The sequence below is a fragment of the Spirosoma sordidisoli genome (assembly GCF_004138325.1).
In the GTDB taxonomy this organism is placed as follows: Bacteria; Bacteroidota; Bacteroidia; order Cytophagales; family Spirosomataceae; genus Spirosoma; species Spirosoma sordidisoli.
In genome coordinates, this window is the sequence record NZ_SBLB01000002.1 from 42,226 (window position 1) to 67,184 (window position 24,959).

General features: G+C 56.8%; 22 protein-coding genes. 12 read left to right on the forward strand and 10 right to left on the reverse strand.

Going from position 1 to position 24,959, the window contains the following annotated elements:
* Positions 1 to 44: 44 nt before the first annotated feature.
* The 3 genes from EQG79_RS08710 to EQG79_RS08720 all read left to right on the forward strand — a co-directional run bounded on the left by EQG79_RS08710 (position 45) and on the right by EQG79_RS08720 (position 3,642).
* The gene (locus EQG79_RS08710; protein ID WP_077921766.1) at positions 45 to 1,037 is read left to right on the forward strand and encodes a DUF2157 domain-containing protein; all 993 of its coding nucleotides are present in this window, start codon (positions 45 to 47) and stop codon (positions 1,035 to 1,037) included.
* The gene (locus EQG79_RS08715) at positions 1,024 to 2,250 is read left to right on the forward strand and encodes a hypothetical protein (RefSeq protein WP_129601199.1); all 1,227 of its coding nucleotides are present in this window, start codon (positions 1,024 to 1,026) and stop codon (positions 2,248 to 2,250) included. Before EQG79_RS08710 ends, EQG79_RS08715 begins: the two co-directional genes overlap by 14 nt.
* 204 nt (positions 2,251 to 2,454) lie before the next feature.
* On the forward strand, positions 2,455 to 3,642 hold the full coding sequence (locus EQG79_RS08720) for a phosphoglycerate kinase (protein WP_077921768.1): 1,188 nt from the start codon (positions 2,455 to 2,457) through the stop codon (positions 3,640 to 3,642).
* Between the two features lie 84 nt (positions 3,643 to 3,726).
* On the opposite strand, the gene EQG79_RS08725 is transcribed toward EQG79_RS08720, so the two are convergent.
* Genes EQG79_RS08725 through EQG79_RS08735 form a run of 3 tightly spaced genes read right to left on the reverse strand, consistent with a single transcriptional unit; the run spans position 3,727 to position 7,136 of the window.
* Positions 3,727 to 5,247: a tetratricopeptide repeat protein gene (locus tag EQG79_RS08725; protein WP_129601200.1), complete on the reverse strand. Its 1,521-nt coding sequence runs from the start codon at positions 5,245 to 5,247 to the stop codon at positions 3,727 to 3,729.
* Between the two features lie 15 nt (positions 5,248 to 5,262).
* Complete coding sequence (locus EQG79_RS08730; protein ID WP_077921770.1) at positions 5,263 to 6,018, reverse strand: zinc ribbon domain-containing protein; 756 nt, start codon at positions 6,016 to 6,018, stop codon at positions 5,263 to 5,265.
* Between the two features lie 17 nt (positions 6,019 to 6,035).
* A complete protein-coding gene (locus EQG79_RS08735) occupies positions 6,036 to 7,136 on the reverse strand; it encodes a Nif3-like dinuclear metal center hexameric protein (protein WP_129601201.1) in 1,101 nt (366 codons plus the stop codon).
* A 147-nt stretch (positions 7,137 to 7,283) separates the two neighbouring features.
* On the opposite strand from EQG79_RS08735, the gene EQG79_RS08740 reads away from it, so the two are divergent.
* A complete protein-coding gene (locus tag EQG79_RS08740) occupies positions 7,284 to 8,441 on the forward strand; it encodes a patatin-like phospholipase family protein (protein WP_077921772.1) in 1,158 nt (385 codons plus the stop codon).
* A 10-nt stretch (positions 8,442 to 8,451) separates the two neighbouring features.
* On the opposite strand, the gene accC is transcribed toward EQG79_RS08740, so the two are convergent.
* Complete coding sequence (accC, locus tag EQG79_RS08745) at positions 8,452 to 9,957, reverse strand: acetyl-CoA carboxylase biotin carboxylase subunit (RefSeq protein WP_129601202.1); 1,506 nt, start codon at positions 9,955 to 9,957, stop codon at positions 8,452 to 8,454.
* Positions 9,958 to 10,181: 224 nt separating this feature from the next.
* Here accC and EQG79_RS08750 point away from each other — a divergent pair, with 224 nt between their 5' ends.
* Together EQG79_RS08750 and EQG79_RS08755 are read left to right on the forward strand one after the other, a co-directional pair.
* Positions 10,182 to 11,486 carry an aminotransferase class I/II-fold pyridoxal phosphate-dependent enzyme gene (locus EQG79_RS08750; RefSeq protein WP_129601203.1) on the forward strand — a complete coding sequence of 435 codons (1,305 nt, stop codon included), beginning with the start codon at positions 10,182 to 10,184 and terminating at the stop codon, positions 11,484 to 11,486.
* Positions 11,487 to 11,631: 145 nt separating this feature from the next.
* Positions 11,632 to 11,817 carry a histone H1 gene (locus EQG79_RS08755; RefSeq protein ID WP_077921775.1) on the forward strand — a complete coding sequence of 62 codons (186 nt, stop codon included), beginning with the start codon at positions 11,632 to 11,634 and terminating at the stop codon, positions 11,815 to 11,817.
* Between the two features lie 318 nt (positions 11,818 to 12,135).
* Here EQG79_RS08755 and EQG79_RS08760 read toward each other — a convergent pair whose 3' ends face one another.
* A complete protein-coding gene (locus EQG79_RS08760) occupies positions 12,136 to 12,543 on the reverse strand; it encodes a MaoC family dehydratase (RefSeq protein WP_077921776.1) in 408 nt (135 codons plus the stop codon).
* 132 nt (positions 12,544 to 12,675) lie between these two features.
* Between EQG79_RS08760 and EQG79_RS08765 the strand changes: the two genes are divergently transcribed.
* Positions 12,676 to 13,920 carry an acyltransferase family protein gene (locus EQG79_RS08765; protein WP_077921777.1) on the forward strand — a complete coding sequence of 415 codons (1,245 nt, stop codon included), beginning with the start codon at positions 12,676 to 12,678 and terminating at the stop codon, positions 13,918 to 13,920.
* Between the two features lie 11 nt (positions 13,921 to 13,931).
* Here EQG79_RS08765 and EQG79_RS08770 read toward each other — a convergent pair whose 3' ends face one another.
* A complete protein-coding gene (locus tag EQG79_RS08770; protein ID WP_077921778.1) occupies positions 13,932 to 14,393 on the reverse strand; it encodes a YybH family protein in 462 nt (153 codons plus the stop codon).
* Positions 14,394 to 14,459: 66 nt separating this feature from the next.
* On the opposite strand from EQG79_RS08770, the gene EQG79_RS08775 reads away from it, so the two are divergent.
* From EQG79_RS08775 to argC, 5 genes are all read left to right on the forward strand, one after another.
* The gene (locus EQG79_RS08775) at positions 14,460 to 15,437 is read left to right on the forward strand and encodes an NADPH:quinone oxidoreductase family protein (protein ID WP_129601204.1); all 978 of its coding nucleotides are present in this window, start codon (positions 14,460 to 14,462) and stop codon (positions 15,435 to 15,437) included.
* 424 nt (positions 15,438 to 15,861) lie between these two features.
* Positions 15,862 to 16,599: a 3-oxoacyl-ACP reductase FabG gene (fabG, locus tag EQG79_RS08780; RefSeq protein ID WP_129601205.1), complete on the forward strand. Its 738-nt coding sequence runs from the start codon at positions 15,862 to 15,864 to the stop codon at positions 16,597 to 16,599.
* A 223-nt stretch (positions 16,600 to 16,822) separates the two neighbouring features.
* Complete coding sequence (locus EQG79_RS08785; protein ID WP_077921780.1) at positions 16,823 to 17,716, forward strand: diacylglycerol/lipid kinase family protein; 894 nt, start codon at positions 16,823 to 16,825, stop codon at positions 17,714 to 17,716.
* A gap of 99 nt (positions 17,717 to 17,815) precedes the next feature.
* A complete protein-coding gene (locus EQG79_RS08790) occupies positions 17,816 to 19,024 on the forward strand; it encodes an argininosuccinate synthase (protein ID WP_077921781.1) in 1,209 nt (402 codons plus the stop codon).
* A gap of 170 nt (positions 19,025 to 19,194) precedes the next feature.
* Complete coding sequence (argC, locus tag EQG79_RS08795; RefSeq protein ID WP_077921900.1) at positions 19,195 to 20,175, forward strand: N-acetyl-gamma-glutamyl-phosphate reductase; 981 nt, start codon at positions 19,195 to 19,197, stop codon at positions 20,173 to 20,175.
* Between the two features lie 5 nt (positions 20,176 to 20,180).
* Here argC and EQG79_RS08800 read toward each other — a convergent pair whose 3' ends face one another.
* Genes EQG79_RS08800 through EQG79_RS08815 form a run of 4 tightly spaced genes read right to left on the reverse strand, consistent with a single transcriptional unit; the run spans position 20,181 to position 24,877 of the window.
* Positions 20,181 to 21,281 carry an ABC transporter ATP-binding protein gene (locus EQG79_RS08800; protein WP_129601206.1) on the reverse strand — a complete coding sequence of 367 codons (1,101 nt, stop codon included), beginning with the start codon at positions 21,279 to 21,281 and terminating at the stop codon, positions 20,181 to 20,183.
* 2 nt (positions 21,282 to 21,283) lie between these two features.
* Positions 21,284 to 22,600 (reverse strand): hypothetical protein, encoded by a 1,317-nt coding sequence (locus EQG79_RS31210; RefSeq protein ID WP_077921783.1) that lies wholly within the window; start codon positions 22,598 to 22,600, stop codon positions 21,284 to 21,286.
* Positions 22,597 to 24,051 (reverse strand): glycoside hydrolase family 130 protein, encoded by a 1,455-nt coding sequence (locus EQG79_RS08810; RefSeq protein WP_129601207.1) that lies wholly within the window; start codon positions 24,049 to 24,051, stop codon positions 22,597 to 22,599. Before EQG79_RS08810 ends, EQG79_RS31210 begins: the two co-directional genes overlap by 4 nt.
* A 19-nt stretch (positions 24,052 to 24,070) precedes the next feature.
* Positions 24,071 to 24,877, reverse strand: a complete 807-nt coding sequence (locus tag EQG79_RS08815) for a carbohydrate ABC transporter permease (RefSeq protein ID WP_129601208.1) — start codon at positions 24,875 to 24,877, stop codon at positions 24,071 to 24,073.
* Positions 24,878 to 24,959 lie beyond the last annotated feature (82 nt).

Below are 24,959 nucleotides of genomic sequence, written 5' to 3' on the forward strand. Positions count from 1 at the left end.
ACGGAGCCGTGCTGACCATATAGACAACAAAAAAAACGCTGGATATGTCCCCAACAGACAGCCTGAATGAGTTCGTAAAGCAAGGTATTCTATCGGCCCAGCAAGCGGCAACGATCGATCGGTTTGAACGCGAAAAACCCCTTTCGCTACACTGGGAGCTACGTTCGCTGCTCTACGGGGGAATCCTGTTGCTGAGTTCCGGGCTGGGGTTACTGGTATACGATAACTTCGATCAGATTGGTCATGGCGCGCTGCTGCTGGCTATGGCGGCTGGCTGCGGAGCCTGCTTCTTTTTCGCCTGGCGCCACCGGCCCGACTGGACGTTTGAGCTGGCCCGAAGCCGGTCATCGTTTGGCGATTATGCCTTACTGCTAGGCTGTCTTCTGTTTCTTACACTGGAAGGTTATGCCCAGTATGCCTACACCGTTTTCGGTACCCGATACGGGCTGGTCACCCTGTTGCCGGCGGTTCTGTTTTTGCCCCTGGCCTACCGGTTCGACCACCGGGGGGTATTGAGTATGGCGCTTACGGCCCTTATCTCGTGGGTAGGCGTCACCATACGGCCGCTCGAACTGTATGTCAAAACCAACTTCTTCGATCAGAAAACGGTGTATTCGGCCATCGTGCTGGCGCTGGTGCTAATCGGGGCCGCGCTGCTGCTGGAGCGTCGGCGCATCAAACCCCACTTCACGTACACCTACCTGACCATTGCGGGTAATCTGTTGCTGGTGGCGCTGCTGGGCGGGCTCTTCAATTTTGACTCCGTTCGCCCGCTGTTCGGCCTGGCCCTGATCGGAACCTGCGTCGCCTTCGACCAGTTTGCCCGGCGCAAACGGGCTGTCGACAGCGGGCTGGTATTATTTATTCTGATGAGTGCCATCTACGGCTACATCGGTATTACCTATCTGGTGTTTCATTACCTGGATTTTACAGCCGCCAGCAGTTATTACTGGTATTTTATCCTGACCGGTATTGGCTTTGTGGCGTACCTGCTCAGCCAGTTGCCTAATCGGAAACCAACGAATGAAAGCGTATAACGACGAATGGATTTATAACCGGGAGCTGGTCCGACAGGCCGAACGGTGGCACAAACGCGGCCTGCTGACCGACATGCAGATCGGCACCGTACAGCAAAACTACCCGCTTGGATTCCGGCAAACGAACGGTATTCTGGAGGTAGGTCTGTTTCTGTTCACGACGCTGGCGATACTGGGTACGTTTTTACTGACAACAACGCTGGTGTCGGGTCTGCTCGATGAGCGCACCTCCTTCGGTACAGTGAGTGTAGTGTTCAGTCTGGGGTTGGGGGTGCTGGGGCAACAGGTAATTAACCGGCGGCTGCTCTACAGAAATGGCGTCGATAATGCCATAGCGGTGCTGGCAGCGGGCTTCCTCGTGCTGGGGCTGCTGATGTTTCTGCCCGAGAACCTTCGGCTGTCTACCTACTGCCTGGCCGCGTTGCCCATCCTGCTGCTGGCGCTCTGGTACTACGGCGATACCATTCTGGCCTTTCTGTCGCTGGCTACGTTCTACACGTTTATGTTTAATGGCATGCTGGCGTTTAGCTGGGGCAAAGATGCACTACCGTTTGTCATGATGACCGTATCGGGTGGATTATACGGGCTGTCGCGTAGTCGCTGGCTGGTTGGCGGCCCGGGCGACACTCTGACCAAAGCACAAACGTATTATGCCGATCCGATCAACCTGATGGAGTCGCTGTCGCTGGTGGTGCTGATCGCCAGCGGTAATTATTTTGTAGTGCGCGAACTGAACGGCCTGTTGCTGGAGTCTACGCCCGACCGGCCCCGTTTTGCCGAAGCGCCCGAGATTGGCCTACCGGCGCTGTTCTGGCTACTGACCTTTCTGATACCGGGCGCCTGCTTCGGCTATGGGCTGCGGACTCGCAACCGGATTCTGCTGTCGATGGGGGCGCTGGGGCTCGTTGCGGCCGTGGCTACGCTACACGAATATGCCGCGATCGTATCGCTCAATACCGCGCTGACGCTCGGCGGACTGGCGCTGATCGGAATCGCCGTAGGCTGTATTCGCTACCTGCAGAGCCGCCCGGCCGACCAAACCCGGGGCCGCTTCTCGGATACTCCCGACGACGACTCGCCCGCGGGTATTCTTGGCCATGCCGACACGATAGCGGCCATACAAGCGGCTACGCAGGCCCAGCCTGCTCAGCGGGAGAGCCTGCGGTTTGGCGAAGGTAACTTCGGCGGGGGTGGGAGCGAAGGTCGCTACTAATGCATGGATACAGGGTCAGCAGGGCTGTAACACCTGCATAGGGTTGAGATCGGGCCGGGGCAAACAGAGGTGATCCTGACTGGCTAACGGGTTGGGTCAGGCAGGAGACGTAGGCTTCATCGCGTCAATCAGCCGGGTTCTGCGGTGGGTCTGGCGAAAAAGTCCTAAGTTTGACCCCGTAAACTAACCAATGATTGCCCTCGCATGAAGACCGTAGACGCCTACAACTTTGCTGGCAAAAAAGCCCTTGTCCGGGTTGATTTTAACGTGCCGCTCGACAAAGAATTCAACATCACCGACGATACCCGCATCCGGGCAACGATCCCGACCGTGATGAAAATTGTCAATGATGGTGGGTCGGCCATACTGATGTCGCACCTGGGGCGGCCCAAAGGAGGCCCCGAAGAAAAATATTCACTCAAGCATATCATTCCGGCGCTAAACGAAGCATTTGGCCGGGAGGTGAAGTTCGCTGACGACTGCATTGGTCAGTCGGCCGCGGACCTGGCAGCCTCGCTGCAACCGGGCGAGATTCTGCTGCTCGAAAACCTGCGTTTCTACAAGGAAGAGGAAAAAGGCGATGTAGCCTTTGCCGAAAAGCTTGCAAAACTCGGCGATGTCTGGGTAAACGATGCCTTCGGTACCGCTCACCGCGCCCACGCCAGCACCGCCGTGATGGGGCAGTTCTTTACCGACCGGGTGGCTGGTTACGTGATGGAAGCCGAGCTGGTCAACGCCAAAAAAGTGCTGGGCGAAGCCGAACGGCCTTTCACGGCGATTATGGGTGGGGCCAAAATTTCGGACAAGATCCTGATCATCGAGAAACTGCTCGACACCGTCGACAACCTGATTATTGGCGGGGGGATGACCTATACCTTTACCAAAGCGCAGGGTGGTCAGATCGGTAAGTCGCTGCTCGAAGCTGACAAGCAGGAGCTGGCGCTGGAGCTGCTGAAGAAGGCAGAGCAGAAAGGCGTCAAGATTTACATGCCTGTCGATAACGTCTGCGCCGATGATTTCTCGAACGACGCCAACCGGCAGGTGGTGCGTACGGGGCAAATTCCGGATGGCTGGGAAGGCCTGGACATCGGACCCGAGACGGTGAAACTGTTCACGGAGGTCGTGCTGGCTTCGAAAACCATTCTCTGGAACGGACCTATGGGCGTATTCGAGTTCGAAAACTTCGCTACGGGTACAAACGCCATTGCCGAAGCGGTGGTAAAAGCTACCGAAGAAAACGGTGCTTTCTCGCTCATTGGCGGTGGTGATTCGGCTTCGGCCGTCAATCAGGCAGGCTACGGCGACCGGGTGAGCTACGTCTCTACCGGCGGTGGTGCCCTGCTCGAGTACATGGAAGGCAAAACCCTGCCAGGCGTAGCGGCACTCGACTAAACGTCACACAACCTATCCCACGTGGAGACGCGAGGGGTCTCGTCTCTACATGGGGTAGCAGCAACAAGCCCGAAAATAAACGCCTTACAGTCCACCCAGGGCCGCTTTCGCTTTGTTGTCGACGCTGTTTTTGTACTCGTGGCGCTTGAAAGACAGGGCTTTTTCGAAGAACGACCGGGCGCGCGTCCGGTCGTTCTTTTGTTGGTAGATATAGCCCAGCTGAAGCGCCGAGGAGGCTCCAAACGAAAGATTCTGCTGCCGGGCTGCCGGGCTATCGGCCAGGGTCAGCGCCCGGCTCAGATAGGGAGCCGCTGTGTCGGGCGCGTTCCGGCGCTGGTAGATGCGACCCAGCCGGTAGTTGTACTCGATCTGTTCGGCCAGCGCCGGAAAACGCGCTTCGGTGTAAGGCCGAAGGTACGCCAGCGCGCTATCCGTATAGCCTCCATCAGCCGCCAGCCGCGCCCGCATCAGTACTTTCTGCTGGGCAGAGGGGCTGCGTTTCAGGTATTGTTCAGCCAGCCGCTGGGCGGCTTTGTCCGACTCGACGGCCTGCCGACCCACGCGGGTAACCTGCACGAGCAACGGCCGGGCGCTGGCGTCGGGTTCGTTAGCCAGCCACTGGCAGAGAAACAGTTTGTAATAGGAGTCCTTCAGGAAATTACGCCCCCGGTAGGTAGACAGAAATCGCTGAAAATGGCGTGTAGCGGTACCGTACTGCCCTTTTTGCAGGTAGATGTCGCCCAGAATATTGTCCATAACGGGAATGGGCTGGTACGACGCAGCCGTAGGGCGAGCGTTCAGATACGTCAGCGCCTGCTCGCTATGACCGTTCTTCTGTTCTATCGTGGCTCCGAAGAAATGGAGCAGCAGATTATCCGGGTTAGCCCGAATCAGTTGCTGTAACGTCTGGCTGTCGGCTTCGGTGAAGCGGAGCACGTAAGCCCGTACCATCAGATCGATGAGCCGGGCCTCCAGACCAAAAACGGGATCGCGCTGCGCCCGGCTGATCTCCTGCTGCCCCTGCTGAATAGTACCCCGCAGGCCGAGCAGGCTGGCTACCCAGCTATAGCTTTCCGGTACGGAGCCGATCATGATGTGCAGGGTTCCCAGCGACTTATAGGTGGGCAAAAAATCCGGAAACCGTTTCTGGTTATCGGCCAGCAGTTTGTACGCGCGGATGACATCCCAGCTGGCGCTCATCTCTTTGCCAAACTTCAGCTTGATAAACGCCCAGTGGAGCCGCACTTCGGCCTGAAGCACCCGTTGCCAGGGCGACGTATCGTCCAGCGACTGCAGGCCGTCGAGCCGTTCGGCTTCGCGGTCGCTCCAGGTGGCAAACAGCTGATCATCGTCGGAGGTGACCAGCGTGAGCATGTCGGCGTAATCGTCGACGAAAATACGAATGCCGTTATGGGTTGGCTCGCGGGCCAGCAATTGCCGGGCGGGCTGGACGTTGGCTTTCTGCAGATCGGTATAGACGCGCTGCAGCCCGGGTGTCCAGACAAAGTCCTGCGCCTGCACGGGGGCCGCCAGCCAGACGAGTACCCAAAAAACAACGGATCGACACAGGGTTTCTGGTAAGAAAGCTGTGTCGATCCGTCGCATCAGAGTAGGCTGTACTTAGCGTCCGCGGCCTACTACAGCCGGCTCGGGAACGCCTTCTACATCGGCAAAAATCCGTCCGCAGTGTTCGCAAACGATGATCTTTTTCTTGTCTTTGATGTCGGCCTGGCGCTGGGGTGGTACTACGTTGAAGCAGCCGCCACAGGCTCCGCGTTTCACCATCACAACGGCTAGTCCGTTGAGGGCGTTACCGCGAATTTTGTTGTACGAGTTCAGCAGTCGCGGCTCAATGGTCGTTGCCTGCTGGTCGCGCTGCCGGATCAGTTCTTTCTCCTCTTCCTGACTTTCGGAGGTAATCTGATCGAGCTCCTGCTTTTTGGCTTTCAGGTCTTCTTTCCGTTCGTTCAGGGCTTCCTGGGTCGTCTTGATCTCCTCTTCTTTGCCCCGAACCCGAAACTGGGCTTCGCTGATCCGTTTATCGGCCAGCTCGATCTCGAGCGACTGCAGTTCGATTTCTTTCGAGATCGCATCAAACTCGCGGTTGTTGCGGACGTTCATCTGCTGATCCTTGTATTTGGTGATCAGCTTCTCGGCGTCTTTCTTGGCAACCCGGTTCCGCTCGATTTCCTCGTCCAGCGTTTTGATTTCGGCCTGGAACTTCCCGATCCGCGTCTCGAAACCGGCAATATCGTCTTCCAGATCGCGCACCTCTTCGGGCAAACCTCCCCGGATTTTTATGAGTTCGTCGAGTTGAGAGTCGAAGGATTGCAGTTTCAGAAGAGCGTCTAGTTTTTGCGCAATCGTCAGTTCCATTCGGAATGTATTTAGTGCTACGTGAAGTATTGTACCGGATTCGTGTCTATTCCGGATAAAATTACCGCAAAAGTAGTGAATTTTTTTGCCAAAAGCCCGCCGATCAACTCTTTCGTACAGACTTCGCTTTCATAATGGCCAATGTCGCAGATGATTAGGCGACCTTCGGCGTCGAAGAACTCATGATACTTATAGTCGGCTGTAACAAAGGCATCGGCTCCGGCGCGCAGGGCATCGGCCAGTAAAAAGCTACCCGCTCCGCCACAAACGGCAATACGCTGTATGGGGCGGTCGGGGAGGGCGGTATGGCGGATGAGGGGCAACTGCATCGTTTCTTTCAGATACGTGAGCCAGTCCGCGCCCGTCATTGGCGCTGGGAGGTTGCCCACGGCGCCTGACCCGACGGTCTGATTGCTGTTGGTGAGGGCGTACAGATCGTAGGCCGGCACCTCATACGAATGCGCCTGCTTCATGGCTGCCACAATAGCGCCTTCCAGATGGGTCGGCAGCAGCACTTCAAGCCGCTGCTCCTGCACGGTTTCATCGCGATCTACTGCCCCTACAACCGGATTGGCTCCGCTTAGGGGTCTGAACGTTCCCGTTCCGCCCACCCGAAACGAACAGTGGTCATAGGCCCCAATGCGGCCCGCCCCGGCCTCATACACAGCCCGCAAGACCGCCGGCAGGTCGGCGTCGGGGGTGTAGACAACGAGTTTGCTCAACGTCTGCGCTTTGGGCGCCAGAATCTGCACCTGCTGCAGGCCCAGCTTTTCCGCGATTTTTGCGTTGACGCCCCCGGCCACATTGTCCAGGTTGGTATGGCTGGCGTAGATGGCCACCTCGTTTTTTATGGCTTTAATGACCGTTCGCTCTACGTAATTTTTTCCATTCAGTTTTTTCAGCCCCCGGAAAACGATAGGGTGGTGTGCCACAACCAGGTTACACCCCCTGGCTAAGGCTTCGTCGATAACGGCTTCGGTGGCGTCGAGGGTAACCAGCACGCCGGTGATGAGCGTGTTGGGGTCCCCTACAATCAGGCCGGCATTATCATAGGATTCCTGATAGGCCAGGGGGGCAATGGTTTCCAGATAAGCGGTAAGCTGGCGGATGGTTGTCATAAATAGAAAAAACGATTGGTCGAAAATTACACCCTTCGGCTGGTTTCCCCAAAATCGACTCGTTGCGACTAATGCCTAACGGCTTGCCTTCGCTCAGATTGTCAGTAACTTATCCGCTTGTCACTGCTAGACCAACCTTACCCAATCATGAAACTGTTACTTCTTTCCGCTCTTTTTTTGCCGTTGTTGTCTACCGTTATGGCTCAGACTGACCCACCTCCCAAACGATTGCTCGTGGTGTCGGGTGGTGGGGCGCGGGGGGCCTGGGGAGTTGGAATCGCTAATTTTCTGGATTCGACCGGAAAACGCTATGCCCACGTAGTTGGCACCAGTACCGGTAGTCTGATGGCTCCACTGATCCTGCTTCGTAAATACGATGTGCTTAACCGGGCCTATACGTCCGTGACGCAAAAAGATATTTTTACCGTTAACCCGTTCAATAAGCGAGGGGCCATTCGGCTGCTGAATGCCCTGTGCCGATTCAACAAACCCTCGTTGGGAACGACCGAAAACCTCCGGAATCTGATCCGTACGTTCGTTACGCCAGCCGATTATGCTCAGATCCGTACCAGTCCGCTGGGCCTTGACTTTACAGTGTCAGTGGTGAACCTCCGAACCCTCGAAGCGGCCTATAAGTCGGCCAGTCAGCATTCCGATTATGAAGAAATGGTAAACTGGACCTGGGCATCGGCCAACCAGCCCGTATTTATGTCGCCTTATATCACCAGAAATGAAGCAGGTGCTGACGATTTTTGGGTCGATGGTGGTGTTAGAAATCCAATTCCGATTCGGGAAGGCCTGCAACTGGCATTCGACAAGCGGTACGAAGCCGTCGACGTAATTATAAATAGCCTGCCCAGCGCCGACGAACCCGCAGCCAGCTGGCCCGATGGGAAAGCCACCGTCTTCAAGGCGCTCACCCGGACACTAGCTACCTACGGTAGTGGCACCCGCGAAATGAATATAGCCATTGGGCGGTTGCTGAACAGACTGAATCAACTCACCCTCCCGCAACTGGCTGAACAGGCTTCGCTGAGCAGCCAGCCAGTAGGGACTGAAGCTGCCGAACCAAGCCTGGTGCTGACGTTTTATTTTATGCCGCACGACCTGTACGCGCTGATTCCGAACGAGCTGATATTTGACCCGGCCACCATGACTACCCTGCTGGAGGCAGGCCGTCGCGGGCGATACGTTACCCAGGTACAGGAGGCCATAGCTACCCCCGGCTTACCCGTTGAAGGAACCTACTCCTTTCAGCTGTCAAGAACGACACTGGGGCGGTTGTTAAGGGAGCTAAATCCCTAATGCTGTCCGACTACCCGATTCGGTTGGTTTTCCATTTACTTCTCGACGCCATTGGCCTCTCATTAACTGCTTCGCTGCGTCTGGGGGTGTTTGTTTCCAGCAGCCAGGCCGCCAGCACAGCCGCCACGCTGGTTTCATTGGGGTCCGGGCTGGTAGTGGTCAGCATTTCCGGTTTGAAGTAGTTGGCAACAAAGCCGGTATCGAACTGACCCGACCGGAAGGCCTCATGCTCCATCACGAACCGGCCAAAGGGGAGTGTCGTCTGAACCCCCGAAATCTGGTATTCGTCAATAGCCCGGATCATTTTCTGGATGGCCTCGTCGCGGCTGTCGCCGTAGGTAACGAGCTTGGCGATCATCGGATCGTAATAAATCGGGATGGCCATCCCCTGCTCAAACCCATCGTCGACCCGCACACCATTTCCCTGGGGACGAACGTAGGTGTCGAGCGTGCCTACGTCGGGCAGAAAGTTATTGGTCGGGTCTTCGGCATAGACCCGTACTTCAATGGCGTGCCCTTTGATGTGCAGATCTTCCTGCCGGATGGTCAGGGGTTTCCCTTCGGCAATGTAGATCATCTGTTTTACCAGGTCGACGCCCGTAATCTGTTCGGTAACGGGGTGCTCGACCTGAAGGCGCGTGTTCATCTCCAGGAAATAGAAGTCGAGCTGATCATTGACGATGAACTCCACCGTACCGGCCCCGTAGTAGCCGCAGGCGCGGGCTACATCGACAGCCGCCCGGCCCATGGCGTCGCGGATGTCGGGTGTCAGGATCGCCGAGGGGGCTTCTTCAACGACTTTCTGATGGCGTCGCTGTACGGAGCATTCGCGTTCGAAGAGATGAATGATATTGCCGTGCTGATCGCCCAGGACCTGAATTTCGACGTGCCGGGGCGAGGTGACGTACTTCTCAATGAACACCGACCCGTCGCCGAAGGCCGATATGGCTTCGCTGACAGCGCGGTCCATCTGCTCGTCGAATTCGGCATCGCTTTCAACAACCCGCATGCCTTTGCCCCCGCCCCCGGCCGAGGCTTTGATCAATATTGGGTAACCAATCTGGGCCGAAATGGCCTTGGCTTCGGCCCGGTCGGTAATGGCGCTGGGCGTGCCGGGAACCATCGGGATATCGTACCCGGCCACGGCGGCTTTGGCGGCCAGTTTACTGCCCATAACCTCGATGCTTTCCGGTGAGGGGCCGATGAAAATCAGGCCGGCCTCCCGCACCTGTCGGGCAAAAGCCGCGTTTTCGGAGAGGAAGCCATAGCCGGGGTGAATAGCATCGACGTTGAGCCGCTTACAGACATCAATGATGGTGTCGGCTCGCAGGTACGATTCGGAAGAGGGGGCCGGCCCCACGCAAACGGCTTCGTCGGCGTAGCGGACATGAAGGGCGTTACGGTCCGCTTCTGAGTAGATCGCAACGGTTTGTATGCCCATTTCGCGGGCGGTACGCATGATCCGAAGGGCAATTTCGCCCCGGTTGGCGACCAGTAGTTTATGGATGGCTGGCATTACGTATGTTGATAAAGGAACCGCCCCAGGCGGCTTTTCCAGACGCAGATTTACGCAAAGATGGGCAAAGGGTGAACACGCTGCCAACAAATGCGTACCGACGGCGAACCGGATCGGTCAAAATCGAATTTATGAGGTGCAATTTTGTCCGAGAAAAAGTTAACCGTACTTTTGCACTTATGGCTTTAAAAACAAGGGTTTAACCCATAAAACGACAATAAAAAGTGGATTTATTCGAGAAACTGCGCACCAACCTAGGCCCAATCGGCTCGCCGGCACGGGAGTTTAATGGCCACCACTATTTTGCATTTCCTAAACTAGAAGGTGAGCTGGGCCCCCGGATGCGCTTTCGGGGAAAAGAGGTACTGAACTGGAGTTTGAATAACTACCTGGGGCTGGCCAACCACCCTGAAATTCGTCAAGCCGATGCCGACGCTACGGCGCAGTGGGGGCTGGCTTATCCGATGGGCGCCCGTATGATGTCCGGTAACTCAGACCTGCACGAGCAATTTGAAAAAGAACTGGCGGAGTTTGTTGGCAAAGAAGATGCTTTCTTGCTCAACTACGGATATCAGGGCGTTATGTCGGCCATCGAAGCCGTGGTCGACCATCGGGACATCATTGTTTACGACGCCGAAAGTCATGCCTGCCTGATCGACGGTATCCGGCTCCACAAGGCGAAGATGGGTGACTATTATAAGTTCAACCATAACGACATGGCCAGTCTGGAGAAAAACCTCCAGCGAGCTACCCGGCGCGTAGCCGAAACGGGCGGCAGCATTCTGGTCGTTACCGAAGGCGTTTTTGGGATGTCGGGTAAGGTAGGGAGTCTGGACAAGATCGTAGCGCTGAAAGAAAAATACGAGTTCCGGTTGCTGGTCGACGATGCACACGGTTTCGGCACTATGGGCGAAACGGGTGCGGGCGTTGGCGAAATGCTCGGCTGCCAGGCTGGCATCGATCTGTATTTCTCGACGTTTGCCAAGTCGATGGCAGCGATCGGGGCGTTCATTGCCGCCGACCATGACATCATCATGTACCTCAAATACAACATGCGGTCGCAGACGTACGCGAAAGCGCTGCCCATGCCTTACGTAGTTGGCGGCCTGAAACGGCTGGAGATGGTACGGCGGTCGTCGGAGCTGCGCGATAAACTCTGGACCAACGTTCGCGCCCTGCAGGACGGACTGCGTGAGCGTGGTTTCGATATTGGCGATACACAGTCGCCGGTAACGCCGGTGTTCCTGCAGAACATTGAAGGGGGCGTGGCCGAAGTAGCTACCCTGACCATGGATCTGCGCGAGAATATGGGTGTGTTCTGTTCGATCGTTGTGTATCCGGTTGTACCCAAAGGAACGATCATGTTGCGTATCATTCCAACGGCGGCTCACACCCTGGACGATGTGAACTATACGCTGGATGCTTTCTCCAAAATGGGCGAAAAGCTCAAGAATGGCCTCTATCGTCAAAATTCAACGATTACGGCCCCAAAAACGGTCGAAATGTCAGCCGAAGCGGCATCTGAATAAGGTTTTTTGGAGAAAAGTTGCATTTTTCAACTAATTTTTTGGCTCACCTATTGCGCTGTATAGGAGAATCACTAAATTTCAGCCGAAAAACCGCGTTTTTAGCGGGATTTGGGCATTTTTCACACTTAAACCCATACGCATCGCTATGGCACGCTTCGATGAAGTAAAGAATCTGGTTATGTCGCTGGAAGGTGATTTCGAGAAGTTCTACGAAAAAAATAACCAGGCCGCCGGTACTCGTGTTCGTAAAGGAATGCAGGATCTGAAGACACTGGCGCAGACCATTCGCTCGGAAGTTCAGGACACCAAGAACAAAGCCGAGAAAGCGTAAATCACCCGGGCAGTCTGTCCTACTGATAGCGCATCCGGCCGTTTTGGCCAAACCAATCTATCCCCGCCCGGCTGCTAGCCCGGCGGGTTTTTTTTTCACCGGCTGGTGGGAATGCGTCGCCGTGGTTTGTGTCCTCACGGACCACAGTAGGGAGGGGTACCTGGAGGAAGTTCGTTGCTGACGCGCATGTGGTCCGTGGGGACACGGACCACGGTGGTGAGAGATAATGGGGACCGACCGCACAGACCACGGTGGGTTCGGGCGGGGCAGGATGGGAGGCTGAGCCGGAAAGCCGGTCAGCGTGTTTGGCACCCGCGTTTATATTTTCTCGCGGTGCATGAGGGTGGCAATGCCCCGGGTGGTCACTTTTTTGGTTTGCACGTCACGAATTTCGCCCAGGATCTGCGCGGTATGTTTAGCCGGATCCATCGACTGAACAGTGAAGGTGGCTTCGTAATCGGTGTCGACGAACATGGGGCGCAGAAACTCGAGTGTCTGACCCAGGTAAACGGACCCGTAACCGGGAAACTCGGTGCCCAGCACTTTCGTAAATACACTGGCTCCCAGCATGCCATGAATAATAGGGCGCTTAAACGGCGTTGTCGCTGCAAAATCAGCGTCGAGGTGAAGGGGGTTGTTATCGCCGGTAACCCGGGCAAAATCGGTAACGTCGGCCTGCGAAAACCGGAACGCGTAGCGGTGAACAGCGTCGAGGGTAAATTCCATATAACTATATATTGAACGTCAGGGCGTATATATCCCGAGGTTGATAGTGGGCAAAGTTCAGTGTTAGCGGTCGCAAATCATTATCTACCGTCCATTATTCATTGTGCAATACGTCCTACCTTCGCGTCTGTTATGCTGAATCAATTGTTTTCGCTGGGTGTATCGCCTGCCAAACGGGTGTTTGGTCTGGACGTGATGCGGGCGGCTGCTATCCTGATTGTGGTAGATGCCCACGCCACCGTTGCGCTGAAGGAGTATTATAATGGAGCGTTTTGGCATCATCTGCTGCCCGATGGAGTTGAACTGTTTTTTGTACTGAGTGGCTTTCTGATCGGTGGAATCCTGATTCGTTCGTACGAAAAGAAAAGTCATTTCGACGCAGGCCTGCTGCTTAATTTCTGGACACGCCGGTGGTTCCGGACGTTACCCAACTACTACCTGGTTTTGCTGGGTCTGATCGGGCTGTCGCTGGTTCGGGCCTATCGGGCTGGCGTACATCATTCGCTGCCTCAGCGCGATACGCTGATCCGCTATTTTTTCTTTCTGCAGAACTTCACCACCTACGTACCCGACTTTTTCACCGAAACCTGGAGTCTGGCTATCGAAGAGTGGTCGTACATAACCCTGCCCCTGATTCTGTGGCTGATGCAGACCCTGCTGCCAGCCTCCTGGCCCCGCCAGCGTATCGTACTGGCGGCCATCCTGACGGTTATTCTGGGTACTAACCTGTGTCGGCTGGTACTATCGGCACAGGTCCCGTTGCCGGCCGGTGAGCTCGGGTTTCGCGGTATTGTGCTGACGCGGCTGGATGCTATCTCGTACGGCGTGCTGGCGGCCTATGCCAAACACTACTTCCCGACCCGCTGGACCAATGAGCGGCTCCGGCAGCGGCTGTTCGTAATCGGCCTGGTGCTGACGGGTCTTACCGCCTTTACATCGTCTGTTTTTTTAATAGGCTATTACGGTGAGTGGGGCGTACAGCCTGCCTACGTCTTCTACAAACGGACCTTTTATTTTCCGGTCATCGGGCTGAGTATGGCGCTGCTGATGCCGTATATGGATGGCTGGCGGGCCGCGTCGGGGCTTTGGGCGCGGTTCGGGATTGCCCAGGCCATCACGCATATCAGTCTGATATCGTACTCCATGTATCTGCTGAACCTGACGCCCATTATGATCAGCTTCCTCGAACGAATTCCGACGACCTCGTTCGAAACGGCCTGGATGAAGGTATTTCTGTTCTGGGGGCTGGTCCTGTTCCTGTCGACGCTGCTGTTTAAATACTTCGAGCGCCCCGTCACCGAACTCCGCGAACGCCTGTCGGCTAAAGAACCGACCGAACTGGTGAAAGAGCGCAGGAACGAGCGAGTGAATGAGTAAAGAACTAAACGCTAGCTCGAGTGGTCGCTGACGATCACCCAGCGCTTTTTGATCTTGCGCCAGAGCAGGGTAAAATGACCATCGAGGTTGCCCACGGTGGGGCGGGTCAGGTGCCAGCGGCCGATGACATAGGCCACGTTGGGCGATGGCATGTCCAGCTGCAGGATATCGAATTTTAGGGTCCCCATCGACTGCCGGTCCGGGTAGCGCTTCCGGTAATTGGCCAGGGTAGCCTGATACCCATAGGTGACCCCGGCTTTGCCGATAAACGTAAGTGAGTCGGAAGGCCAGTAGCCATTCATGAATTTTTCAACTCGTCCGGCGTTCCAGTCTTCTGTCTGACGTTTCAGGATGAGTAGAATGGCCCGCCGGTCAGCTGCCACCGTCTTGGCTGCCGATGTGTTGCGGGCCGACTGGCTGTAGGCCGGTGCGATTACCAGCAGGAGCAGGGCAAAAGCGATCAGTCGTTGCATGTGGAAATTGGTTTTCTGGTAAAACTACGGCAATAGTGCTAGGTTTGCACACGAACCTTTATGTTTATGAAAGCCATCCTGTGCGAACAATACGGCCCGCCCGAACAACTCGTTCTGACCGATGTGGCTCAGCCCAAAGCGGGCGCTGGTCAGGTCGTTATTCAGGTCGAAGCCTGCGGGGTCAACTTCCCCGATACGCTCATCATCGAAGGAAAATACCAGATTAAGCCGCCGATGCCCTTTTCGCCGGGTGGTGAGGTGGCGGGTATCGTTACCGAAGTGGGTGAGGGGGTGAGCCACCTTCGGGCTGGCGACCGGGTGTTTTCGCTGACGGGATACGGCGGGTTTGCCGAGCAGGTTGCGGCCGATGCCGCCACGACGCTTCCCATGCTGCCGGATATGGATTTTGTAACGGCGGCTTCCACCATGTACACCTACGGGACATCGTACCACGCCCTGAAAGACCGCGCTTCGCTGCAACCGGGCGAGACCCTACTGATTCTGGGGGCTGCCGGGGGGGTGGGGCTGGCAGCGGTTCAGCTGGGCGTGCTGATGGGCGCTCGCGTTCTTGCAGCCGCTTCGAGCGATGAAAAGCTGGAGGTATGCCGACGCCTGGGTGCTGCCGAGACCATCAATTATACGACCGAAACGCTACGCGACCGCATCAAAGAGCTGACCGATGGGAAAGGCGTTGATGTTGTCTACGATCCCGTCGGCGACCGCTACGCCGAGCCCGCTATCCGGTCGCTGGCCTGGAAGGGCCGGTACCTGGTTGTAGGGTTTGCCGGTGGCGACATACCCAGTATTCCGCTTAACCTGGCTTTGCTCAAGGGGGCTTCCATTGTCGGTGTGTTCTGGGGGTCTTTCGCCCAGCGCGAACCCAAAACCAGCCTGCAGAATTTTCGCCAGATCCTCGACTGGATTTCAGCGGGCCAGCTAAACCAGCACATCCACAAAACCTATTCGCTCGCCGACTCTCCCAAAGCCCTGCGCGACCTTCTCGAGCGCCGGGTTGTTGGCAAAGCGGTCGTCGTGATGCATTGATTTCTGCCGGGGTCGGGTAATGAAAACGGTTTTCCCGGCATAAATGCCGGTGCTAATCATAGGCAGAATGGGTGAGAATCAGGATTGAGGGAGAAACACGAATAGGCCCGGTATTCATGCCGGGCAACATGATGAAAAATGGTTTCCCGGGTATTTATGCCGGGGCTAATCATGATCAGGATGGGCGAGAATCTGGATTGAGGGAGCAATATGAATAGGCCCGGCATTCATGCCGGGGACCGGATAATGAAAAATGGTTTCCCCGGCATAAATGCCGGAGCTAATCATAGGCAGAATGGGTGAGAATCAGGATTGAGGGAGAGACATGAATAGGCCCGGCATTTATGCCGGGCAACACATGATTGAAAATTATTTTCCCGGCATTTATGCCGGGAAACCGGAGCAATTAGAAAATAGATAACCCATGCGATTGCAACATAAAGTAGCCATTATAACCGGCGCGGCCCGGGGTATTGGGCAGGGTGCTGCGGAGGTTTTTTGCCGGGAAGGCGCTACGGTGATCATCTGGGATCTGCTTGATGAGGGGGAGTCAACGGCGCAAACCCTGCGCGACCAGGGGTACCGATGCGACTTCATGAAGGTCAGCACCACCGACGTGCCCGCCATCGAAGCCGCCACCCGCGAGGTAGTTGACCGCTACGGGCAGATCGATATTCTGATCAACAACGCCGGGATCACGCGCGACAAAACCCTGCTGAAAATGTCGTTTGATGAATGGCAGCAGGTCATCGATGTAAACCTGACGGGCGTTTTTAACTGCACCAAAGTAGTAGCCCCTTACATGGTAGAGCGCAAATACGGCCGGATCATCTGTACCTCATCCATCAACGGCGTACATGGTGCATTTGGTCAAACAAACTACGCTGCTGCCAAAGCCGGTATCATTGGCATGGTTCGGTCGTGGGCCAAGGAGCTTGGGCCGAAAGGCATTACCGCCAATGCAGTAGCCCCCGGATTTATCCAGACCGCCATGACCGACGCGATGCCGGAAGAAGTTCGCAATGCCGCCGTAGCAACCGTGCCGGTCCGGCGCATCGGTAAACCCGACGATATTGCGTATGCATACCTGTACCTGGCGTCTGACGAAGCGTCGTTTGTCAATGGGCATGTGCTGGCCGTAAATGGCGGGCAGGCTATCTAACTTTTGTCAACGAGCCGTCTTCCGCCGACAGCAGCTATCGAGCCAAGTCATACGAGAACGCCCCGACTAACCCGTAACTGTCCGTAAACAGAAACCGTACTCCACCTGCTATGAACCGCGTCCGTAAGTTTTACAACGAGTACAAACCCTACATCTTCTCGGATGGTTGGTACTACGTGTTTATTGTTCTGTTCATCATTCTGCTGTTCGTTTTCTTTTCCTGATGGCCCAGCTGTCGGCCGTTCTGGCCATAATTAATCCGCTTTCGGGAACCTTGTCGATCGCGCAGAAGACCCGCCTGCGCGACACCTTCCTGCAACGGGCCGAGGGGATGGGGTTTGCTCCGGAGGCTATCTTTACCGACTATCCCGGTCATGCCACCGAGCTGGCAACAGCGGCCGTTACGCGGGGCGTCAGCCGGGTGCTGGCCGTTGGGGGCGACGGTACCATCAACGAAACGGCCCGGGCGCTGCGCCGGTCGGCCTCGGTACTGGGTATTGTGCCGATGGGGTCCGGAAACGGACTGGCGCGCCATCTCGGTTTGCCCCTGCATCCGCTAAAAGCCATTGATCGGGCCCTGGCAGGACGTCCGGTGGTTATCGACAGTGGCGAAATCAACGAACATGCGTTCTTCTGTACCGCCGGGCTGGGGTTCGAAGCCTACGTGGCCCATCAGTTTGCCCTACAGCCGGTACGAGGCTTACCAACCTACCTCCGTACCGCCTTCCGGTCGTTCTGGTCGTATCAGCCTGACCGGTACTGGATCGATGGCGAAGAGCGCCGACTGTTTTCGCTCAGTTTTGCCAATGCAGGGCAGTTTGGCAACAACGCCTGGGTGGCGCCAACGGCTAATATTGCCGACGGGAAGCTGGAACAGTGTGAAATCAGACCTTTTCCGGCTCAGACGGGTGCCCTGCTCACCTGGAGGCTGTTCAACAAGAGTCTAAACCTGTCGCCCTACTGGCAGGGCCGGTCCGTGACAAAAGCGTCGGTACGGGTTGACCTCCAGACGCATCGGGGGCCGCTGCTCATTCATGCCGACGGGGAGCCGATTACGATACCGGACGGGCAGGCCGAGGTGCGGGTGCTGCCGGGAAGTTTGCTGGTTTTGCTGTGAGGTTGCGCAATTCATTCGCGCAACTTAACGGAACAAGCCCGATATTTGCCCCGCCAAAACCATTCCGACGGCGGGCGTGTGTCCGGTGTTTCCTAGCTGATGTCCCAACAAAAAGTAGTTCTTGCCTTTAGCGGAGGTCTCGATACCTCCTTCTGTGTTAAGTATCTGTCCGAAGATCGGGGGATGGAAGTCCACTCGGTCCTGGTCGACACGGGCGGTTTCTCCGACGACGAACTTCGTGCCATCGAAGATCGGGCTTATTCACTCGGGGTAAAATCGCACGTGACGATCTCGAAAACGGATGATTACTACCAGCAGTGCCTCAAATTTCTGGTATACGGCAATGTGTTGAAAAACAACACGTACCCGCTCTGCGTCAGTGCTGAACGTATTTTTCAGGCCATTGCCGCGGCTGAATACGCCCGCGAGATCGGCGCTACCGCCATTGCGCATGGCAGCACCGGCGCCGGTAACGACCAGGTGCGGTTCGATATGGCGTTCCGGATTATAGCGCCCGAAGCCGAAATCATTACCCCCATTCGCGACCTGCGGCTCTCGCGCGAGGCCGAAATCGAGTATCTGAAAAACAAAGGCGTAGAGCAGGAGTGGCATAAAGCGGCCTATTCGATCAACAAAGGCCTGTGGGGCACGTCGGTAGGCGGTAAGGAAACGCTGACATCGAGCCAGTTCCTGCCCGAGTCGGCCTGGCCAACCCCCGTTACCAAAACCGAGCCCGAAACCATTACCCTGACGTTCGAACACGGCGAAATCAAAGGCATTTCCGGGGCTGCAACGGGCGATGAGTCGTTCGCGAATCCGGTCGACGCCATCCGGCGGTTAACCGAACTGGCTGGTCCGTTCGGCATCGGGCGCGACATTCACGTGGGCGATACGATCATCGGCATCAAAGGCCGGGTCGGTTTCGAGGCACCAGCACCGCTGATTCTGATCAAAGCGCATCATACGCTCGAAAAACACGTGCTGACCAAGTGGCAGCTGTACTGGAAAGATCAGCTCGCCAACTGGTACGGCACCATGCTGCACGAAGGTCAGTTCATGGACCCGGTTATGCGCAACACGGAAACCTTCCTGGCCGACACGCAGGGCCACGTGACGGGGAAAGTGCATGTGCTGCTGGCTCCGTACCGCTTCCAGGTGCTGGGCATCGAATCGGATTACGACCTGATGTCGGCCAAGTTTGGCTCCTACGGCGAGATGAACAACGCCTGGACCGGCGACGACGTGCGGGGCTTCTCTAAAGTGGCCTCGAACCAAGTGATGATTTATGAGAAAATCAGCAATCAGTAATCTATACCGTCCGGAACGATTCATGGCCCCGCTGTGTAGCTGCTTCAACCGCTCAACCAGGCGGTGAGCGCCTGCGCAGCGGGGCAGACTGTACCCAACCCGATCACTGGCCTTGTTCTAACCGGTCCAAATGACCGTTGTGGGCCGGTTGCTTCAACTCGTATTCCATTATGAACGATAAAATTCAGGTAGGTATCATCGGCGGAGCCGGCTATACCGGGGGCGAATTGCTCCGTTTGCTGATCAATCACCCTTTTGTCAACGTCTCGTTTGTGCAGAGCAACAGCCAGGCCGGTAAACCTGTCTGGACAATTCATACCGACCTGCTGGGCGATACCGATCTGGAGTTCAGCGCCCCCGCCGATGCCGACGACGAACTCGATCTGGATGTAATCTTCCTGTGCTCGGGCCATGGTGCATCGCATACGTTCATGGCTGAACATGATATCTCCGACGATGTGGCCGTAATCGATCTGAGCGCCGACTTCCGCGACGAACACGATGATTTCGTTTATGGCCTGCCCGAGCTGAACCGCGACCGGATTGCCGAGGCTACCCGGATTGCCAACCCTGGCTGTTTCGCCACCAGTATTCAGCTGGCCCTGTTGCCGCTGGCCAAGGCGGGCCTGCTACAGGGCGACGTACATGTCAGCGCCATTACGGGTAGTACCGGAGCCGGTCAGGCGCTGGTACCTACGACTGGCTTTACCTGGCGCAACAACAACGTGTCGATCTATAAGGCGTTTACCCACCAGCACCTGGCCGAGATTCGCCAGAGTCTGACCCAGCTCGACCCTGATTTTGGGAAGGCCATCAACTTCGTTCCCTACCGGGGCGATTATACCCGGGGTATCATGGCCAACGTTTACACGGCCTTTGCCGGCACGATCGACGAGGCTAAAGACCTCTACCAGCGTTATTACGAGGAACATCCGTTTACCCACCTGAGCCACACGCCGATCGATCTGAAGCAGGTTGTCAATACCAACAAATGCCTGCTGCATCTGGAAGTGCACGACGGGCAGTTGCTCATCACCAGCATCATCGACAACCTCACCAAAGGGGCGTCGGGCCAGGCCGTACAGAATATGAACCTGCTCTTCGGACTACCCGAAGAAACGGGCCTGCGGCTAAAAGCGGTCGCGTTCTAAGCCGGTCAGATAGCCTGCCCGGTCTGGGCGTCGAAAAAATGGGCTTTGTCCAGATTCCAGAACAGCCGGATCGGTTGCCCGAACGTGGTTGCGTACCCCGCCGGTAGCCGTGCAATCAGCTGACCGGTGTCGATCGGGCAGTAGACCAGCGTTTCGTTGCCCATGTTTTCGACGGCTTCTACCGCGAGGGCCTGCTCGTGAACAGACCGTGCGGCCGGTGGCTGCTCGCTGAGGTGTTCGGCCCGGATGCCAAACGTAATGGGTTTGCCGCGATGGGCCTGTAACCGGGCTTCGGGCTGGCTGTTACTGAGGTCGATCTGTACCTGACCCCCTTTGCTGGTGAAGTGCAGCGGCCCCGTTTCGCTGAGTCGACCGGGTACGAAGTTCATGGGGGGCGTACCGATGAACCCGGCCACAAACTGCGTAGCGGGCTGGTTGTAGAGGTTGATGGGCGTATCCTGCTGCACTACGTCGCCATCGCGCAGCACCACAATCCGGTCGCCGAGGGTCATGGCCTCGACCTGGTCGTGGGTAACGTAGATGATGGTGGCGTTCAGTTCGCGGTGGAGCTTCTGGAGTTCGATCCGGGTCTGTACGCGCAGTTTGGCGTCGAGGTTGCTCAGCGGTTCGTCGAACAGAAACACTTTCGGGTTGCGGACAATAGCCCGGCCGATGGCCACCCGCTGCCGCTGTCCCCCCGACATATCCTTGGGTTTCCGGTTCAGTAGCGCATCGATTTCCAGCAAATGGGCCGCCCGGCTGACTCGCTGCCGGATGTCATCTTTGGGCAAACCGGCCAGCTTCAGCCCAAACGCCATGTTTTCATAGACGGTCATGTGGGGGTAGAGGGCGTAGTTCTGAAAGACCATGGCAATATCGCGGTCTTTGGGCGGTACGTCGTTCATGCGTTTGCCATCGATCAGCAGGTCGCCGTCGGTAATATCTTCCAGACCCGCAATCATGCGGAGCAGCGTCGATTTGCCGCAGCCGGAGGGACCCACCAGTACCAGAAACTCGCGGTCCTGTACGGTAATGGTCGCATCCCGAATCACGCGCGGACCGTTTTCATAGGCCTTGGCCACGTGCACCAGTTTAACTTCTGCCATACTTAGCGGTATTTATTGGCCTGCGTAACGGCGTCGGGGTATTTCTCCAGCCGCTGAAAAGCCATCAGGGATTCGATCGTCGATTCGGCTCCCGAATTTTTGTTGATCTGCGTGTCTGAGCTAATGCCGTCATAGCCCAGGCCCGACGCGCTGTCGTACATGATGGCTTTGGCGGGGTTATTACCCAGAAACCACCCGGCCAGCTGTCCCGCCAGGGTGAGGTAGCGGGCATCGCGGGTCTGATCATAGAGTTCGAGGGTAGCCCAGACCATGGGCCGGACGCCGTAGGCAATCTGCGAAAAACGTGATTTTCGGCCAATAGCCAGCGCGGTCCCCTGTCCACTCACGGTAAACGATTCCAGAAACCCTTCGTTGAGTAAAAAAGGGTAAAAGGTGTCGACCTCGCGCCGGGCAACCGCAATCCAGTCGGGCCGGTTCAGGGCCTTTCCCGCCCGCAGTAGGGCGTAAGACTGATCGCTGCCGTAGGCGTGCCAGCTGTTGTCGAAACTCAGAATGGCGCCGTAGGGTGGCTGGCTGGCCGCACCAAACTGCATCTGAACAATACCATCGGCCAGGGTTTCGATCAGTTTCTGCACCTGGCCGTCCGGCGTTTGCTGCTGGTAGTTCAGCAGGCCGAGAATCATCACGGCCGCCTGATCCGAACCGGAGCCAAACGGGAGCCAGCCCGGTATTTTGAGCCCGCCCGGAAAGGTATAGGTCCGGGCTTTGCTGCCGAAATCGCGGATCATGTTGCCGACAAGCCGCTGGCTGGCGGTCTGGAGTCGGGTGGCCAGGGCCGGATCGGTCGTCTTGTAATACGGATATACTTCGGTCAGGCTCCAGAGGGCGCGCCACGACCACCAGTTGGGCTGGTTGATGCTGGTCACGCCGGTCCGGTTAATGGCCCCGTTGCCGAAGATGAAATTGTAGAAATAGCCGGCCCCGCTGCCGCCGTCGCTGGCCTGCATCTGCAAGACAAATTCGGTGAGTTTGCGCAGCTTGTCCTGCTTGCTGGTGCTGGTAGCCAGATCGGGTTCGTGGGCCAGGAACACCACCGTCCGGGCTATGTCGTCGATACAGGCGGCCCCTTCGTCGTCGTCGGCCACCCACTTGTAGTCCGGATACTCGCTGTAAATATTGATCAGACCCACATCGGCGCCGTTCAGCTTAACCACCTGGTAGAGCTGGTCGAGGTGGGCTGTGTTGACCAGGCGGCCACTGTCGGGCGCGGGCTGGCTGGGTTGATTTTTATGGCACGAAACCGACAGCAGCGGAAACTGAAGCAGGAGCAGCCAGAGCAGTCGTTGATAGATTTTCATAACGCAGGAGCGGTTAGGAGGTCGTGAAGTAATTCCTGTTTCGACACGGTAATGATCCCGCAGGCCGAGTCCGACATGGCATAGGGAATAATGATCAGGTCGCCGTGGTCGAGCCAGCCGCAGGTGTAGACCACGTTGGGTACGTAGCCTTCCCGTTCCGACTCGAGCGGGTAGATAAGCGGTTCCGGTAGCCGGGCCAGAACGCGGGTCGGGTCGTTGAGATCGAGCAATACGGCCGAGATGACATAGCGACGGACTGGCCCAACGCCGTGGGTGAGCAGCAGCCAGCCCTGGTCGGTTTTAAGGGGCGAGCCGCAGTTGCCCAGCTGAACGACTTCCCAGGGAAAAACCGGCTCCAGCAGCGTCTGAACGTGGTTCCAGACGTATAGATCGTCGGAGAACATAATGTTTATGTATTCGCCCCCCTGCCGGCTGATCATCGCATACTGCCCGTTTATCTTCTCCGGAAACAACGCCATGCCTTTGTCCTGAACGGCATCGCCGTACAGGGTTCGGACGCTGAACCGCACAAAGTCGGTTGTCTCCATCAGCTGGGTTTTGATGGTTTCGCCGTCGTAGGCCGTGTAGGAACTGTAGTAACGTTCAGCCCCGTCGTCGTCGCGGAATTTCACGAACCGGACGTCTTCCATGCCTTTGCTTTCGCCTTTGGCGTTGGGGAAGATAAGCCGCTCGTGTAGCGGGGCGTCGGCATCGGTCACTACGTCGTAGTTCGTGTCCAGCATGGTCAGGATCGCCTTCCGGGTCGTCTGTACGGCCGGGTCGACGGGTGACGTTGCCGTCAGCTCGTTCAGTAGCCGGGTGGCCTGCTGTAGATCGAACTCGTCGGGTAACTGCTCCAGCAGGCCTTCGTCGGTATGGGGGAAGTAGGCGAGCCGATGCCGGACAAACGCGCGGGTGTAGGTTTTGCGCCAGTCTTTTTCGGAACTGGTGGCGTATCGATCCGCTTCGTCGAGGTGGATCAGACCCGCCTGGTTGACGGTTCCGGTCCGGAACTCGATGGACGAGATATGCCCTTCGCCGGTGGCGCGTAAACTCATGATGAACCGAAGCGTGCCGGGCTCCAGACCCGACTGGTCGGGGTGGGGCACGATCGACGGGTTGAAGAGTGCTGCCGACTGGGTCGAGTATTCCATAGTCAGGCAGGCGCCGAGCAGTAGCCGGCGGTTGGCCGAAAAATCGGTGGGCGGTTGCGCCAGTGTTTCGACCGCCCGCTGGTAGTTTCGCTCGAAAGCCGCGTCGAGGTGGCGGTGGCGTTCGCCAAACTGCCGCCGGGCATCGGCCAGCATCGTGTCGACCTCGGCCTCAGAAAACCGGGCGATCCGTTCGCAGATGTGCAGCACGCGGTGGGGGCCGTGCAGGGTGAGGTATCGGGCAATGACTCGCTCGGGGTTAGCCGAAAAACGAATGGCGGTACGGGTTACCTGGGTCATACGTTGAGGGAAATAAAACTTAATCTTTCAGGCCCGACGAGGCCATACTTCGGATAAAATGTTTCTGAAAAAACAGGTACACGATAAGGATAGGTAAAGCCAGCATAACCGCTGCCGCAATTTTTACCCCCAGCTGCGCGTCGGCACGACCCCCGACCGAGAAGAGCGTCACCATCTGCGGCATGGTCATCGTCGACTCGTCGCGGATAACGATCAGGGGCCAGAGCGCTTCGTTCCACAGGCCCATGAAGGTCAGAATTGTGATGGTCAGCACCGTCGGAACAATGTTGGGCAGCAGGATCTGGAAAATAATCCGCAGCTCGCTACAGCCGTCTATCCGGGCGGCATCGATCAGCGCCTGGGGCAGGCCGGCAAACGCCTGCCGGAAAAGCAGGACCGCCAGCGAGTTCATAACGAAAGGAACAATGAGCGCAAAATAAGTGTCGACCCAGCCCAGCTTCACCATCGTGATGTAGTTGGGAATGAGCGTGATCTGAAAGGGCAGCGTCATCGTGAAAATGATCAGGTAGAAGATCAGGTCACGCCCCCTGAACCGCAACCGGGCCAGCGCATAGCCGACCATGGCTCCCAGCACCAGCACCAGACCCGTTGTCACGAGCGCCACGAACAAACTGTTCAGGAAGGCCCGGCCCAGCGGTATGCGCTCAAAAACAGTCGTGTAATTGCTGATCGTCAGACCAACCGGCAGTAACGTCAGCGACCCGATCCCCTGCTCCGACGAAAGCGACGCGCTGATCATCCAGACAAACGGATAAATGAACGACAAAGCCGCCAGGAGGAGTAGCGCGTAGCGGAGTAGTTTCATGGGCTTTTTATTGAGCGAATGAGTGATTGGTGATTGAGTGGGTTAGTGATTGTGTGGATGGTGAATGATTCCGGGCGTCGCT

Coding starts and splice junctions, on each gene's coding strand:
- EQG79_RS08770 (WP_077921778.1), bottom strand. CDS start 14,393: ATGCAACGACTGATCGCTTTTGCCCTGCTCCTGCTGGTAATCGCACCG.
- EQG79_RS08735 (WP_129601201.1), bottom strand. CDS start 7,136: ATGACAACCATCCGCCAGCTTACCGCTTATCTGGAAACCATTGCCCCC.
- EQG79_RS31210 (WP_077921783.1), bottom strand. CDS start 22,600: ATGAAAATCTATCAACGACTGCTCTGGCTGCTCCTGCTTCAGTTTCCG.
- EQG79_RS08775 (WP_129601204.1), top strand. CDS start 14,460: ATGAAAGCCATCCTGTGCGAACAATACGGCCCGCCCGAACAACTCGTT.
- fabG (WP_129601205.1), top strand. CDS start 15,862: ATGCGATTGCAACATAAAGTAGCCATTATAACCGGCGCGGCCCGGGGT.
- argC (WP_077921900.1), top strand. CDS start 19,195: ATGAACGATAAAATTCAGGTAGGTATCATCGGCGGAGCCGGCTATACC.
- EQG79_RS08755 (WP_077921775.1), top strand. CDS start 11,632: ATGGCACGCTTCGATGAAGTAAAGAATCTGGTTATGTCGCTGGAAGGT.
- EQG79_RS08725 (WP_129601200.1), bottom strand. CDS start 5,247: ATGCGACGGATCGACACAGCTTTCTTACCAGAAACCCTGTGTCGATCC.
- accC (WP_129601202.1), bottom strand. CDS start 9,957: ATGCCAGCCATCCATAAACTACTGGTCGCCAACCGGGGCGAAATTGCC.
- EQG79_RS08730 (WP_077921770.1), bottom strand. CDS start 6,018: ATGGAACTGACGATTGCGCAAAAACTAGACGCTCTTCTGAAACTGCAA.
- EQG79_RS08810 (WP_129601207.1), bottom strand. CDS start 24,051: ATGACCCAGGTAACCCGTACCGCCATTCGTTTTTCGGCTAACCCCGAG.
- EQG79_RS08760 (WP_077921776.1), bottom strand. CDS start 12,543: ATGGAATTTACCCTCGACGCTGTTCACCGCTACGCGTTCCGGTTTTCG.
- EQG79_RS08720 (WP_077921768.1), top strand. CDS start 2,455: ATGAAGACCGTAGACGCCTACAACTTTGCTGGCAAAAAAGCCCTTGTC.
- EQG79_RS08740 (WP_077921772.1), top strand. CDS start 7,284: ATGAAACTGTTACTTCTTTCCGCTCTTTTTTTGCCGTTGTTGTCTACC.
- EQG79_RS08800 (WP_129601206.1), bottom strand. CDS start 21,281: ATGGCAGAAGTTAAACTGGTGCACGTGGCCAAGGCCTATGAAAACGGT.
- EQG79_RS08765 (WP_077921777.1), top strand. CDS start 12,676: ATGCTGAATCAATTGTTTTCGCTGGGTGTATCGCCTGCCAAACGGGTG.
- EQG79_RS08790 (WP_077921781.1), top strand. CDS start 17,816: ATGTCCCAACAAAAAGTAGTTCTTGCCTTTAGCGGAGGTCTCGATACC.
- EQG79_RS08710 (WP_077921766.1), top strand. CDS start 45: ATGTCCCCAACAGACAGCCTGAATGAGTTCGTAAAGCAAGGTATTCTA.
- EQG79_RS08815 (WP_129601208.1), bottom strand. CDS start 24,877: ATGAAACTACTCCGCTACGCGCTACTCCTCCTGGCGGCTTTGTCGTTC.
- EQG79_RS08715 (WP_129601199.1), top strand. CDS start 1,024: ATGAAAGCGTATAACGACGAATGGATTTATAACCGGGAGCTGGTCCGA.
- EQG79_RS08785 (WP_077921780.1), top strand. CDS start 16,823: ATGGCCCAGCTGTCGGCCGTTCTGGCCATAATTAATCCGCTTTCGGGA.